Source organism: Lactobacillus kefiranofaciens (assembly GCF_900103655.1).
In the GTDB taxonomy this organism is placed as follows: domain Bacteria; phylum Bacillota; class Bacilli; order Lactobacillales; family Lactobacillaceae; genus Lactobacillus; species Lactobacillus kefiranofaciens.
In genome coordinates this window covers 151,792-165,391 of record NZ_FMXC01000002.1, presented here as the reverse complement: position 1 = coordinate 165,391, position 13,600 = coordinate 151,792, and the positions used below count along the sequence as shown (strand labels likewise).

11 protein-coding genes are annotated in these 13,600 nt (G+C 38.7%); 8 read left to right on the top strand and 3 right to left on the bottom strand.

Translation table 11 applies throughout. The features are described 5' to 3' along the window. Positions 1–64 precede the first annotated feature (64 nt). The gene (locus BLP58_RS02060) at positions 65–1,657 is read left to right on the top strand and encodes an APC family permease (protein WP_025084046.1); all 1,593 of its coding nucleotides are present in this window, start codon (positions 65–67) and stop codon (positions 1,655–1,657) included. A 33-nt stretch (positions 1,658–1,690) separates the two neighbouring features. Here BLP58_RS02060 and BLP58_RS02055 read toward each other — a convergent pair whose 3' ends face one another. Further along, positions 1,691–2,515 (bottom strand): Cof-type HAD-IIB family hydrolase, encoded by an 825-nt coding sequence (locus BLP58_RS02055; RefSeq protein ID WP_013855311.1) that lies wholly within the window; start codon positions 2,513–2,515, stop codon positions 1,691–1,693. A gap of 182 nt (positions 2,516–2,697) precedes the next feature. Between BLP58_RS02055 and BLP58_RS02050 the strand changes: the two genes are divergently transcribed. The 5 genes from BLP58_RS02050 to alr all read left to right on the top strand — a co-directional run bounded on the left by BLP58_RS02050 (position 2,698) and on the right by alr (position 7,504). After that, a complete protein-coding gene (locus BLP58_RS02050) occupies positions 2,698–2,943 on the top strand; it encodes a type B 50S ribosomal protein L31 (RefSeq protein WP_013855312.1) in 246 nt (81 codons plus the stop codon). A gap of 125 nt (positions 2,944–3,068) precedes the next feature. Further along, a complete protein-coding gene (locus BLP58_RS02045) occupies positions 3,069–4,436 on the top strand; it encodes a UDP-N-acetylmuramoyl-tripeptide--D-alanyl-D-alanine ligase (RefSeq protein WP_013855313.1) in 1,368 nt (455 codons plus the stop codon). Positions 4,437–4,448: 12 nt separating this feature from the next. Next, a complete protein-coding gene (cshA, locus tag BLP58_RS02040; RefSeq protein WP_013855314.1) occupies positions 4,449–5,906 on the top strand; it encodes a degradosome RNA helicase CshA in 1,458 nt (485 codons plus the stop codon). A gap of 110 nt (positions 5,907–6,016) precedes the next feature. Then, positions 6,017–6,373 (top strand): holo-ACP synthase, encoded by a 357-nt coding sequence (acpS, locus tag BLP58_RS02035; RefSeq protein ID WP_013855315.1) that lies wholly within the window; start codon positions 6,017–6,019, stop codon positions 6,371–6,373. Beyond that, a complete protein-coding gene (gene alr, locus BLP58_RS02030; protein WP_013855316.1) occupies positions 6,374–7,504 on the top strand; it encodes an alanine racemase in 1,131 nt (376 codons plus the stop codon). Between the two features lie 48 nt (positions 7,505–7,552). Here the strand turns inward: alr and cbpA are convergent, their stop codons facing one another. After that, positions 7,553–8,260, bottom strand: coding sequence for a cyclic di-AMP binding protein CbpA (gene cbpA, locus BLP58_RS02025; protein WP_013855317.1), 708 nt, complete (start codon positions 8,258–8,260; stop codon positions 7,553–7,555). A 172-nt stretch (positions 8,261–8,432) separates the two neighbouring features. After that, complete coding sequence (locus BLP58_RS02020) at positions 8,433–9,404, bottom strand: L-lactate dehydrogenase (protein WP_013855318.1); 972 nt, start codon at positions 9,402–9,404, stop codon at positions 8,433–8,435. A 136-nt stretch (positions 9,405–9,540) separates the two neighbouring features. Here BLP58_RS02020 and pth point away from each other — a divergent pair, with 136 nt between their 5' ends. Together pth and mfd are read left to right on the top strand one after the other, a co-directional pair. Further along, entirely contained in the window at positions 9,541–10,098 is a 558-nt protein-coding gene (gene pth / locus BLP58_RS02015; protein WP_013855319.1) for an aminoacyl-tRNA hydrolase, read from the top strand. 1 nt (position 10,099) lies between these two features. Further along, entirely contained in the window at positions 10,100–13,594 is a 3,495-nt protein-coding gene (gene mfd / locus BLP58_RS02010; protein WP_013855320.1) for a transcription-repair coupling factor, read from the top strand. Positions 13,595–13,600 lie beyond the last annotated feature (6 nt).

The window sequence follows — 13,600 nt, the reverse complement described above, 5'->3', positions numbered from 1 at the left end:
TAAGGCTGTTTTTGCTATAATTAAAGGCTAAAAATGGGATAAAAATGAGGGGATGAGTGATTATTTGGAAAAACTAACACGACATAAAATAGGATTATTTTCTGCTGTTATGTTGGCACTAAATTCTTTAATTGGTTCGGGTTGGCTGTTTGGATCCGGTTCTGCTGCTAAGATTGCGGGGCCAGCAGCTATTTTATCTTGGATTATTGGGGCAGTAATTATTATTGCAATTGCTTTAACGTATGTAGAACTGGGAGCGATGTTTCCTGAAAGCGGTGGCATGAGTCGCTATGCTCAATATAGCCACGGACCACTATTAGGTTTTATTGCGGCGTGGGCTAATTGGATTTCATTGATTACTTTAGTACCTATGGAGGCAGTCGCTGCTGTTCAATATATGAGTTCCTGGCCGTGGAGTTGGGCTAATTGGACGAAGAATTTCATTAAAAATGGCAATATAACTTTTGCTGGTTTAGGCGTCGTTTTCATTTTTATGTTGATTTTTACCATGATTAATTTTTGGTCGGTTAAAATTATAACGCACTTTACTAATTTAATCTCGGTGTTTAAAATTTTGTTACCCACATTAACCATTGTTACCTTGATTATATCTGGGTTTCATCCACAAAATTTTGGTTCTAATATTCATGAGTTCATGCCATATGGCACGCGGTCAATTTTTGAAGCAACCTCTGTTTCTGGCATTATCATGTCCTACGATGCCTTTCAAACGGTAATTAATATGGGTGGAGAATTAAAGAATCCACGCAAAAATATTGTGCGTGGAGTGCTGATCTCAATGTTAATTACGGTAGCGATCTATATTATGCTGCAAGTGACCTTTATTGGTACCGTTGAGCCGGGGATGTTAGCTAAAGTAGGCTGGCATGGGATTGACTTTACCTCGCCGTTTGCGGATTTAGCTATTATCTTAGGTATTAATTGGTTAGTAATTTTGCTTTATTTAGATGCTTTCGTTTCGCCATTTGGCACAGGAGTAGCTTTTGTAGCCACGGCTTCTAGAGCACTAGCTGCAATGACTCATACGCGCCATTTGCCAAAATGGTTAGGGCGTCTTAATCAGAAGTATTTAATTCCGCTTTATGCAATGATGGCAGACTTTGTTTTGGCGGTTATTCTAGTAAGTCTATTTAGAAATTGGAATTTATTAGCGACTGTAATTACAGCCTCGACGCTAATTGCTTATCTAACTGGGCCAGTGACGGTAATGACGCTGAGAAAATTACGTCCAGATCTAGAACGGCCATTTAAGCCACGCTACATGCCTTGGCTTGCGCCGGTAGCATTCGTTTTAACTAGCTTAGCGATTTATCGGTCAATGTGGCCAACGACTATTCAAGTTATTTTGGTGATTGCGTTAGGCTTGCCGATTTATTTTTATTATGAAATTCGTTACCAGCATTCTAATTGGAAAGAACAGCTGCGCAATTGCTGGTGGATGCTGGTCTACCTGATCTTCATGTCGCTCATGTCGTTTATTGGCAGTAGCGGTTTTGGCGGTCAAGATTGGATTGAGTATCCATTTGATTTTGTAGTAATTATTGTGGTTTCACTATTCTTTTATTATTGGGGATTAAAGACTGGCTTGAATGAGCTTGATCCGTATGCAGAAAAAATTAGTCAAACGAGAAAATAAAATGGCTGAACGATTTAAGTTCAACCATTTTTCTTATGCTTTATTTAAGTATTTATTCAATACCTTAAAGACGCCGTTGTCGTTGTTGCTTGGCGCGATAAATTTGGCAATTTTCTTCACGCTGTCTTGCCCATTAGCCATCGCATAGCTAAGGCCAGCCAATTTAAGCATTTCAATATCATTTTCGCCATCGCCGAATGCAATTAATTCATTTCTAGGCACATCAAGATAAGCTAAAAATTCCTTTAGACCAGCAGCCTTATTAACATTTTGTCTAATAATATCCATATAGTTCCAGCCGCTTGTAGTGACATTAACTTTTTCCACGCTGCGGCTGTTAAAACCATATTCTAATTCACGCCGAACCTTGCTAGGATAATCTACCGTGAGTTTGGTATATTGGTCATCGGCTGGAATTTGAGAAAAGTCATCAATTTCGATACTGTTGGGATAAAAATAATGATGGGAGCGCTTAAACTTAGGCGGAGTGCTTTTCAAAAAATAAGAATGCTTAACGCCACTGACTAATAGCGTTTTAGTTGAGCCGGGATAACGCCTCCTTAAGTAATCAACGAATTGCAAAATGCCTTTTTTTGAAAAAGTCGTAGTACGAATAATTTTGCCATCACGCACGAGCACTGCTCCATTGTCTGCGACCAGGTCAACGGAATCGATAAATTCGCTAAAGTCTTCGATTAATCGTCCCGCTGGTCGGCCACTGGCAATGATAAAATGTGCGCCATGCTGATGCAATTGGTGTAAGATTTGTTTAAACATTTGATGATCGTATTCTTTATCGTCATTTTCAAAAGTACCGTCAACATCTACAGCTACAGCTTTAAAAGGAAGATTTGTCATTGTTTTACCTCATTAATATTATTTCTTTTAGTTTAGCATTTTTTGTAAATGCTTACGGAAAAATATCTGCTAATATGAAGAAAAAAAGAGCTTGAATTACTAACTTGAATATGGTATTCTTATTAATGTTAATCGATTAATCTATGATCTGTAATACGGTCATGGCAAAGGAGTAATAAATTATGAAACAAGGTATTCATCCAGATTTTCAAAAAGTAGTTTTCATGGACTCAGCAACTGGTGCTAAGTTCTTAGCTGGCTCAACTTTGAAGCCAAAGGAAACTATTGACTACGAAGGTGAAACTTACCCATTAGTACGTGTTGAAGTTTCATCAGATTCACACCCATTCTACACTGGCAAGCAAAAGTTTGCTCAAGCAGATGGTCGAATCGAAAAGTTCAACAAGAAGTACGGCTTGAAGAAGTAAACTTTTATCTGGTGGAAGCAGTCCCATTGGGGCTGCTTTTTTCATTAAGGGATTATTTGGCAGAATGCTTGAAAGCAAGTATAATGTTTTCTGTATAAAAATGTTTTTATGGGAGTAAATATTCAATGAAAATGCAAATGGCTGAAATTGCCAAGGCTTTAAATACTACTTGTGAAGGCGACGAAAAAACTGTTATTACTTCTGTTGCCTTTGACTCTAGAAAGATCACCAATGGTGGATTATTTGTACCGCTTGAAGGCGAACGTGATGGACATGATTTTATAGAAGGTGCAATTAGTAATGGTGCTTCTGCTACGTTATGGAAGAAGGGCCATCCTAATAAGCCAGATGACATTGCAGTAATTGAAGTTGATGATCCACTGGCTGCAATACAGGATTTAGCACGTTATTATTTGCGTAAGGTTAATCCAACAGTAGTAGGAATCACCGGTTCTAATGGTAAGACCACTACTAAGGACATGGTGGCTGCAGTTTTATCTAAACGTTTCAATGTACATAAGACTCAAGCTAACTTTAATAATGGCATTGGTGTGCCAATGACTATTCTTGAGATGAAACCAAATACCGAGATTTTGGTACTTGAGATGGGCATGGATAGACCAGGTCAATTGCATCATTTAAGTGAATTGACGCACCCTGATGTAACTGTAATTACAATGATCGGTGAGGCCCATATTGAATTCTTCGGCACACGTGACAAGATTGCAGACGCTAAGATGGAAATCACGGACTTTTTACGTGAAGATGGTGAATTTATCTATAATGGCGATGAACCATTATTGCAAGAGCGTGCTAAAAAACTTGATCAAGCTAAGGCTACCTTTGGTTTTAGAGATGAAGACACAGTGCATGCAACTGGTTTTAAGAGCTACATGCACCATGCTACCTTTACGATTAATGACTCTGAGCAGAAGTTCTCAATTCCAATGATTGGTAAGCATAATGTTTCTAACGCGATGGCTGCTATTAGTGTTGGACGTCACTTTGGTGAAAGCGATGAAGAAATTGCAACATCATTGTCTAACTTTAAGCCAACTGCTAACCGCATGGAATGGGAAAAAGGCGACGCTGGCGAAGCAATTATGAGTGACGTTTACAACTCTAACCCCACTGCTGTCAGAGCCGTAATTACTAGTTTTGGCCAAGTTGAGGTTAAACCAGATGGTCGCAGAATTGCTGTATTAGGCGATATGCTGGAATTAGGCAAGAATTCACCAGAGCTTCATGCTGGATTGAACGATACTTTGGATCCACAGATTATTAATGAAGTATATTTATATGGCTCCGAAATGAAGAACTTGTACGATGCATTGCAAGATAAGTACAAGCCAGAACATTTGCATTATTATACGCAAGAACAGACAGATCGCATGATTGACGATCTAAAGAATGATATTAAGCCGGACGACATTGTAGTATTGAAGGGTTCACATGGGATGCACCTGGAGAATGTCTTAGCCCGACTCAGATAGGAGAACAATTTTTTGAAGTTTTCAGAATTAGGATTAAACGACGCACTACTTAAGGCGATCAAGCGCTCAGGTTTTGAGGAAGCAACGCCAATTCAGGCCCAGACTATTCCGCTTGCTTTAGCAGGCAAAGATGTAATTGGCCAAGCTCAGACTGGTACTGGTAAAACAGCAGCTTTTGGCTTGCCAATTTTACAAACTATCAATAAAGAAGAAAAGGTAATTCAAGCGGTAATTATTGAACCAACGCGTGAATTAGCTATTCAGACGCAAGAAGAGCTTTTTCGCTTAGGTCGTGATGAGCATGCTCACGTGCAAGTCGTTTATGGCGGGGCCGATATTGGCCGCCAGATTCGCTCATTAAAGCACCATGTACCTTCAATTTTGGTTGGGACACCAGGTCGTTTATTGGATCACTTAAAGCGCGGTACTGTTAGCTTAGATAATGTAAATACTGTTGTTTTGGATGAAGCTGATGAAATGCTGGATATGGGCTTTATTCAAGATATTGAAAGTATTTTAAAGTACGCTAAGAATCGTAATCAAGTGTTGCTTTTCAGTGCGACGATGCCTAAACCAATTTTGCGCATTGGTGAGAAATTTATGGATCACCCGGAAATCGTTCAAATTAAAGCTAAGGAATTAACTGCTGATTTGATCGATCAATATTTTGTTCGTGCTAAAGAATCCGAAAAATTCGATATTATGTGTCGTTTGATTGATGTTCAAGGACCAGATTTAGCTCTTGTCTTCGGTAGAACTAAGCGCCGCGTAGATGAGTTAACACGTGGTTTGCAAGCTCGTGGCTACAATGCGGCAGGGATTCACGGTGACCTTTCTCAAAGCCGTAGAATGACTGTCTTGAAGAGGTTCCGTGAAGGTAAGTTGGATATCTTAGTTGCGACAGATGTAGCTGCTCGTGGCTTGGATATTTCTGGCGTAACTCACGTTTATAACTACGATATTCCTCAAGATCCAGATTCTTATGTACACCGTATCGGTAGAACTGGTCGTGCTGGTCAAAAAGGAATCTCAGTTACCTTTGTAACGCCAAATGAAATTGGCTATATGAGAACCATCGAACAATTGACTAAGAAGAAGATGTCAACACTTCGTCCGCCAACAGATGATCAAGCTTTGCGTGGTCAATTGAAGCAGGCTAAGTCAGAGATTGAAGACTTGATGAAAGGTGACTTAGGCAAGTATACGCAAGATGCTAGTGAATTATTAGATAATTACTCAGCTCTTGACTTAGTAGCTGCCTTTTTAAAGAATCTGTCGAAAGATTCAACCGATGTCAAGGTGAAGATTACACCTGAAAGGCCATTGCCATATAGGGGTGATGGTCATCATCGTGGTGGTCATGGGCGTGGTCGTAATCATGCACGTGGCAATCATCGCCGTCGCCGTGACAATAATAGTTATCGGCATAACGGCAATCGCGGTAAACGAGGACGCCGCGGCGGTCATTAATTTGTGATCAAGAATAAAAAAGATTAAATTTTTATCTTAAAAAAGAAGTTGTAATCATTGCAGCTTCTTTTTTGTATTATAATTAATTGCATTATGTGAGGTGAAAAACAATGATCAAAGGTGTAGGAATTGACTCAATTGAAGTAGAGCGAGTTAAAAAGATCGTTGCTAAGGGGGATGCTTTTGCTAAAAAAGTACTAACTCCGAATGAATTTGTCCAATATCAAGAAATGAAGGGCAAACGGAAGGTTGAATATCTTGGCGGTCGGTTCTCATTGAAGGAATCTTTTTCTAAAGCAATGGGCACAGGCTTAGGCAAATACGTTGGCTTTCAAGATATTGAAACTTTGTGGGATGATCTAGGGCATCCTGTAATGACTTCAACTAAGTTTAACGGCAATATCTTCCCTAGCATCACACATGACAATCATGAAATTATTACATTTGTAGTTTTGGAGGGAAAATAAATGGTTCCAGGCTATCATCGCCCAGCAGTAGTCAAGGTAAATTTGGGCGCTATTAGAAGAAATCTAGAAAACGAAATGAAGCATCTTGACCCGGGTCAAAAGATGTTTGCAGTTGTTAAGGCTAATGCTTATGGCCATGGTGCAGTTGAAGTGGCAAAAGTAGCCGAAAAAGTTGGTGCAGCTGGCTTTTGTGTAGCAATTTTGGATGAAGCTTTACAATTGCGTCGCGCGGATATTGTTAAGCCAATTTTGGTTTTAGGCGTGGTTTCTCCAGAATATGCACCGGTAGCTGCTGTAAATAATATTTCATTGACCGTACCTAATCTGGAATGGTTGAAGGATGCTGAAAAATACTTAGTTAAAGAAAATCTGCAGCTTAAGATTCATTTAGGAATTGATTCAGGCATGGGTCGAATTGGTTTTAACGAAGATGATGAATTTATTGCCGCTAATAAGTTTTTGGAAAATAATGAGCATTTCTTCGTAGAGGGCATGTTTGCTCACTTTGCTTCTGCTGATAGTGCTGACGAAACTTATTTCGAGCATCAACGCGATAAGTTTAATCACATGAAGAGCTTATTAACCGTTAAGCCAAAATGGATTCATGTTGATAATACTGCCGCAAGTATTTTCCACTCAGGCATCAAGAGCGATTTGGTACGTTTTGGCATTGGTATTTATGGCTTAAACCCATCATCTAACCCAGCTTCTCCTGATTTGGATTCGCAAATTAAACTCGAACCAGCTTTGTCATTTGAGAGTGAATTGACTCATGTAAAAACTATTCATCAAGGTGATGGCGTGGGTTATGGTTCAACCTTTGTGGCTGATGAAGATACTATTATTGGAACTGTGCCTGTCGGTTACGCAGATGGCTTTATTCGTAAGTTCCAAGGCTTCAAAGTTAAAGTAGGCGATGATTATTGCCCAATTGTTGGCCGGATATGCATGGATCAATTTATGGTTAAGTTGCCAAAGAAGATGTCAGTAGGCACCAAGGTAGTGATTATTTCAAATAATCCTGATGATCCCAATAATATTAAGGCAGCTGCAGACTACGTTGACACGATTCACTATGAAGTAGCTTGCTTATTAAATGATCGTTTGCCACGCGTTTATTATGAAAAATAAATATTAAAAAATGCTTCCGGGAGATCCCAGAAGCATTTTTATTTTAGCTTAATCTTTTTTCGGATGTTCAATGAAGACGCCTGGATTTTCATCACTCATAATGGTCATTCCAGCTTGCAAGTCTTCAATTTCAGAAACAACAAAGCCTTTCTTTTGCAATTTTTCAACGATCGCCTTCATCGTAATCTCAGATACACCGGCAGGTAATGTGAATAAAGTTCTTCTAACGAAGTCACCTTCAAGTTCTCCAGCTGCAGCATCTAACGTCATTACGCTAGACATATTGGTGTGCTTAGATACGATCTTAGACATCTTAATTAAATTGCCACGGGCATTATCTGACAAAACGGTTAAAACGTAAGAACCATTCTTAATGTCCCAGGCATCTGATAACATATCAAGCAATCTTGAGTGAGTTAGAATACCATAAAAATGACTATCCTCATCAAGTACAGCAATGTAAGGTAAGTCCTTAATATTAAAGAATACCTTGAAAAATGGTGAGTTAACTTTAATCGTCTTAGTAGCATTTTTAAGCAAGTAAGTAACAGGTAAGTTCATATCGCCGTCTTGTGACTTATGACGATAAATATGCATCTTATAAATGTTACCGCGGAAAATAGTGCCAGTATCATCTACGATGGGCACACATCTAAAACCTGAATCTTCTAGAACTTGCAAAGCTTCTGCTAATGTGGCTTTTTCATTAACTGTTGTTAAGTAATCTTTCTTAATAACCAACGATTTAATAAGCATGAGTTCGCCTCCAAAGTGAAAATGTTTCCAATAATTATAGCATAATCGATGAGTTAATTAAATATTAATTAAAGACCTGCTAAAGTAATCATATATATTTTAACAATAGTTAGGCAAATAAAAAAGCATTGCTTTCTGAGAAGTAATGCTTTTTGAAAGTTTAAGGCAGTGATTATTGACGAACCTTAACGCCAGTTTCCTTAAATGCCTTGTCCATAACTTTCTTTAATTGATCTGCAGAAGCAGTCATCAATTCTTGTTCTTTGTCAGTTAATGGCATTTCGATGATTTGTTCAAGACCCTTGCGACCAACAACTGCTGGAGTACCGATGTGAAGGTCGTGTAAGCCATATTGACCATCCATTGGTACTGAGAGTGGAAGTACACGGTGTTCGTCATTTAAGATAGCCTTAGCAATCATTGCAGAAGCAGTACCGATACCATAGAAAGTAGCACCCTTCTTGTTGATGATGTCGTAAGCCATGTTAGCAACTTCCTTGTGGATATCTTCAAGCTTAGATTCATCCATGCCGTGAGCCTTAACCCAATCGCTAACCTTAACACCACCAACATTGTTGTAGCTCCATGCTGGAAATTCAGTATCACCGTGTTCACCAAGCATGTAAGCATTAACTGAACGTGGGTCAACATGTTCCATTTCGGCGATAACTTTTTGAAGACGACCAGTGTCAAGTGAAGTACCTGAACCGATAACACGATCCTTAGGGAAACCTGACATCTTCCAAGTTGCGTGAGTCAAAATGTCAACTGGGTTGGCAACTACTAAGAAAATACCTTGGAAGCCTGATTCAACAACTGGTTCAACGATTGAAGATAAGATCTTCAAGTTTTTGTTAACAAGGTCAAGACGGGTTTCACCTGGCTTTTGTGGAGCACCAGCAGTGATAACAACTAAATCTGCGTCCTTGCAGTCTGGGTAGTCAGCTGCATAGATATTCTTTGGTGAAGTCCAAGGAGTAGCATCAGCTAAATCGATTGCATCACCTTCAACGTGTTCCTTAGCGATATCAATAATACCTAATTCTTCAGCGATACCTTGTTGAACCATTGAAAATGCGAAGGTTGAACCTACAGCACCATCACCAACAAGAATAACTTTACGGGGTTTTTCATCTCTTGCCATAACAAATAAATCTCCTTTTGATTAGTGATATTTTTAACAAAAAGAATTATATCATGATCTGGGTGCATTAACAAAAGTATTATTTGTCAGTTGTGCTATGATATTTAAGTATTATTGATGAGGAGTTATATTATAAATGAAGATAATTGCAGGTTTAGGTAATCCTGGCCCAAAATACGATAAAACTAAGCATAATACCGGATTTATGACTATGGACCATTACCTTAATGAAAAGGGATTGTCATTAGATAAAGATAAGTTCGAGGGTCATTGGACTAAACAAAAAATTAATGGTGAAGATGTTATTTTGTTAGAGCCACAGACATTTATGAACGAATCAGGTCGTTCTATTAGTCAGGTGGCTAATTTCTTCAAGGTTGATCCGGCTGATTTATTGATCATTCAAGACGATATGGATATGCCAATTGGCAAGATTAGAATCAGAGCTAATGGTAAAAGTGGCGGTCATAACGGTATCAAAAGTATTATCCGTGATTTAGGGACTGAGAAGTTTAATCGCTTGAAGATTGGTATTCGTCATCCTAAGAATGCGACTGTAGTTTCATGGGTACTAACTCCATTTAACGATGAGCAGCAAAAGCTAATGGATGACGCATTTGACACAAGTGTTAAGATTATTGATGACTTTATTGCAGGTCATGATAGTCAATATTTGATGAATAAATATAACTAAAATGCGTTTGACAGAGATTTTAAAACAAGATCAAGATTTAAATAATTTTATTGCAAAAACTAAACAAGTAAAGAATTCACTAATCACTGGCGCTAATGCCGGTGCTTTTAGTCTACTCTTAAAACAGATTGTATCTGAACTTAAAGCACCTCTGATTTTGGTTGAAGAAAATGAGAGTAAGGCACAAAACTTATATGGAGAATTAAGCGCTATCTTAGCAGAAGGAACTGCGCAAATCTTTCCTGTAGATGCAACTATTGCTACACAAACAGCAGTTAGTTCTCCTGATGAATTGAGTAGCCGTATTCAGGTGCTTAATTTTTTATTGAGTGGAAAACCAGGTATCGTAGTTACGACACCGCAAGGTTTGCAATATAAATTGTCAAATCCAGCAGATTTTGCTCAAGCAAGACGAATTTTTGCGCCAGAAAAGGAATATGAACTTCCCGAATTGAATAGTTGGCTAGTGCAATCAGGCTATCATAAAGAAGCTTTAGTTGCTAAACCAGGAGAATTTGCAATTCGTGGGGATATTTTAGATATTTATCCGTTAGATCAAGAGAATCCGGTTAGAATTGAATTTTTTGGTGACGAAATTGATACAATTAAAGAATTTGATTTAGCCACCCAGCGCAGTCAAAAAGAAATCGATCAGGTAGAAATTGCGGCTGCTCAGGATCGAGTTTTTTCTAGTGCTGCTATTCAAAAAGCTGCTGAACAGATAAAAAAGGATATGGCAGATGCACCTGCGCCAGATAAAGCGGTGAAAGATCATTTTACTGTAGTCTTAGATGATTTGAATGCTGGGGGACTGCCTAAAAGCTATGCATTTTTGGTTGATTATTTAATTGCTAAGCCAAGCAGCTTGGTAGAATATTTGGCTAAAAATGGGCAAATTTTATTAGATGATTTGCCTTTAATCAAGCAAGCTGTAGAAACCGTTGATCAGCAGAACGCAGCTTTTATTGATGATGAATTGAAAACTGGTGCGATGCTACCGAAGCAAAGTTTGCGTTTTGACTATGATAAAGTTCTATCTAAAGACAAGCACCATCGAATCTATTTTTCATTATTTCAAAGAAGCATGGGGCGTCTGCGTTTAGGGCAGATGCTTAACTGGCAAACACGGGAACCTGAACAGTTCTTTAGCCAGATGCCTTTGATTAAAACTGAATTGGAATCTTATCGAAAAAGTGGTCAAACGGTTATTTTGCAGGCTGATAATGAAAAAAGAGCTCGTCAGATTGATCAAACAATGGTTGATTTTGGCCTGAATTTGCCAATTGTTAGCCGAAATGAAATCGTTGAAAAACGAGCACAAATTGTGGTTACCGGTTTTACAAGCGGTTTTACTTTGCCATCAGTCAATTTAGTTTATCTGACTGAACGAGAATTATTTAATAAACGACCACACCGTAAAAAGCGTATTAAAACCTTAGAAAATGCCCAAAGACTACGTAATTATACTGAGTTAAAACCAGGTGATTATGTTGTCCATGTTAATCATGGGATTGGCCGCTTTGAAGGGATTAAAACTTTAGAAAACAATGGGGTCAAGCGTGATTATATCACCATTACTTATCAGCACGGCGATCAGCTTTTTGTTCCAGCGGATCAACTGAGTTTAGTTCAAAAATATGTGGCTTCTGAAGGGAAAACGCCGCATATCAACAAACTAGGTGGCAGTGAATGGGCTAAGACTAAGCGTAAGGTTCAATCTAAGGTTGAGGATATCGCCGATGAATTAATCGATCTTTATGCTAAGCGTGAATCGGAGAAGGGTTTTGCCTTTTCACCAGATGATGATTTGCAGAAGAAGTTTGACGATGCTTTTCCGTATCCAGAAACACTAGACCAATTGCGGTCGATTAAAGAAATTAAAGCAGATATGGAAAAACCGAAGCCAATGGATCGCTTACTAGTTGGGGATGTTGGTTTTGGCAAAACTGAAGTAGCACTTCGGGCAGCATTTAAGGCTATTCGAGATAATAAACAAGTAGCCTTTTTAGTACCAACTACTATTTTGGCGCAGCAGCATTATGAGACCATTCAGGATCGTTTTAAAGACTTTCCGGTGAATACAGCAATGTTGTCCCGTTTTCAAACCCCAGCTGAATCCAAAGAGATTATTGACCAACTTGAAGCAGGCAAGATTGACTTAGTGGTGGGGACACACCGTCTGCTATCAAAAGACGTTCATTTTAAGGATTTAGGTCTGTTAATTGTTGACGAAGAGCAGCGCTTTGGCGTTAAGCATAAAGAAAAGCTTAAACAGCTGAAGGCAAATATCGATGTTTTAACATTAACTGCCACGCCAATTCCGCGGACTTTACACATGTCAATGGTTGGCGTGCGTGATTTATCTGTCATGGAGACACCGCCACAAAATAGGTATCCAATTCAAACTTATGTAATGGAACAGATTCCGAGCGTAGTAAAAGACGCATGTTTGCGTGAAATGCAGCGTGGTGGTCAAGTCTTTTATTTGCATAATCGAATTGGCGATATTGATGAAACTGTAGAAAAACTGCAGCAGCTTATTCCGACAGCGCGCATTGCTAGTGCCCATGGACGAATGAGTCAGAATCAATTAGAGGATGTCTTATACCGCTTTTTAAACGGGGAATTTGATATTTTAGTAACTACTACGATTATCGAAACTGGAATTGATATGCCCAATGTTAATACAATGATTATTGAAGATGCGGATCATTATGGGTTGAGTCAGCTCTATCAGCTGCGGGGCCGCATTGGACGTAGTGCACGTTTAGCTTATGCTTATTTTCTTTATCAGCCTAATAAGGTTTTAACTGAAGTTGGTGAAAAACGACTAGATGCAATTCGTGACTTTACTGAATTAGGGTCAGGTTTTAAGATTGCGATGCGTGATTTATCTATTCGCGGAGCTGGCAATATGTTAGGTGCACAGCAGCATGGTTTCATTGATAGCGTAGGGTACGATTTGTATTCACAAATGCTGAGTGATGCGATTAAAGTTCGTAAAGGCAAAAAGGCGGCCAAAAAGTCTAACGCTGAGATCGATTTACAATTAGAGGCCTATATTCCTGATACTTATATTGGTGATCAGGAAGAAAAGATCGAATTTTATAAAAAGATCAAGACTGTTAATAGCCAAGAAGAATTAAATAAGATCGAGGATGAATTAATTGATCGTTTCGGCGATTATCCAGCAGCTGTAGAGAATTTATTAGCTATTGCTGGGTTAAAAGTTGACGCTGATTTAGCGCAGGCGTTAAATGTAATCAAAACTGGCAATAAGATTAAAGTGGAATTTAACGTTGCTGCTTCGCATGAATTAGAAGGCCCGAATATTTTTAGAGCACTTGAGCATGTTAGTTTAAAAGCTCGAATCAGTATGAGCCCAGAAAAGCGCATGGTAGTATTGTTATTGTTGCCAGATGGCATGAAGAATCGAGTTTTATTTAATGAATTAGCCACCTTTTTAGGTGCTGCGAGTGATATTATTCAAAGATGATGTGAA

What these genes read in the sequence shown, in the direction of transcription:
- BLP58_RS02055 (WP_013855311.1), bottom strand. Translation starts at nt 2,515, where the DNA reads ATGACAAATCTTCCTTTTAAAGCTGTAGCTGTAGATGTTGACGGTACT.
- BLP58_RS02050 (WP_013855312.1), top strand. Translation starts at nt 2,698, where the DNA reads ATGAAACAAGGTATTCATCCAGATTTTCAAAAAGTAGTTTTCATGGAC.
- BLP58_RS02045 (WP_013855313.1), top strand. Translation starts at nt 3,069, where the DNA reads ATGAAAATGCAAATGGCTGAAATTGCCAAGGCTTTAAATACTACTTGT.
- acpS (WP_013855315.1), top strand. Translation starts at nt 6,017, where the DNA reads ATGATCAAAGGTGTAGGAATTGACTCAATTGAAGTAGAGCGAGTTAAA.
- alr (WP_013855316.1), top strand. Translation starts at nt 6,374, where the DNA reads ATGGTTCCAGGCTATCATCGCCCAGCAGTAGTCAAGGTAAATTTGGGC.
- cbpA (WP_013855317.1), bottom strand. Translation starts at nt 8,260, where the DNA reads ATGCTTATTAAATCGTTGGTTATTAAGAAAGATTACTTAACAACAGTT.
- BLP58_RS02020 (WP_013855318.1), bottom strand. Translation starts at nt 9,404, where the DNA reads ATGGCAAGAGATGAAAAACCCCGTAAAGTTATTCTTGTTGGTGATGGT.
- pth (WP_013855319.1), top strand. Translation starts at nt 9,541, where the DNA reads ATGAAGATAATTGCAGGTTTAGGTAATCCTGGCCCAAAATACGATAAA.
- mfd (WP_013855320.1), top strand. Translation starts at nt 10,100, where the DNA reads ATGCGTTTGACAGAGATTTTAAAACAAGATCAAGATTTAAATAATTTT.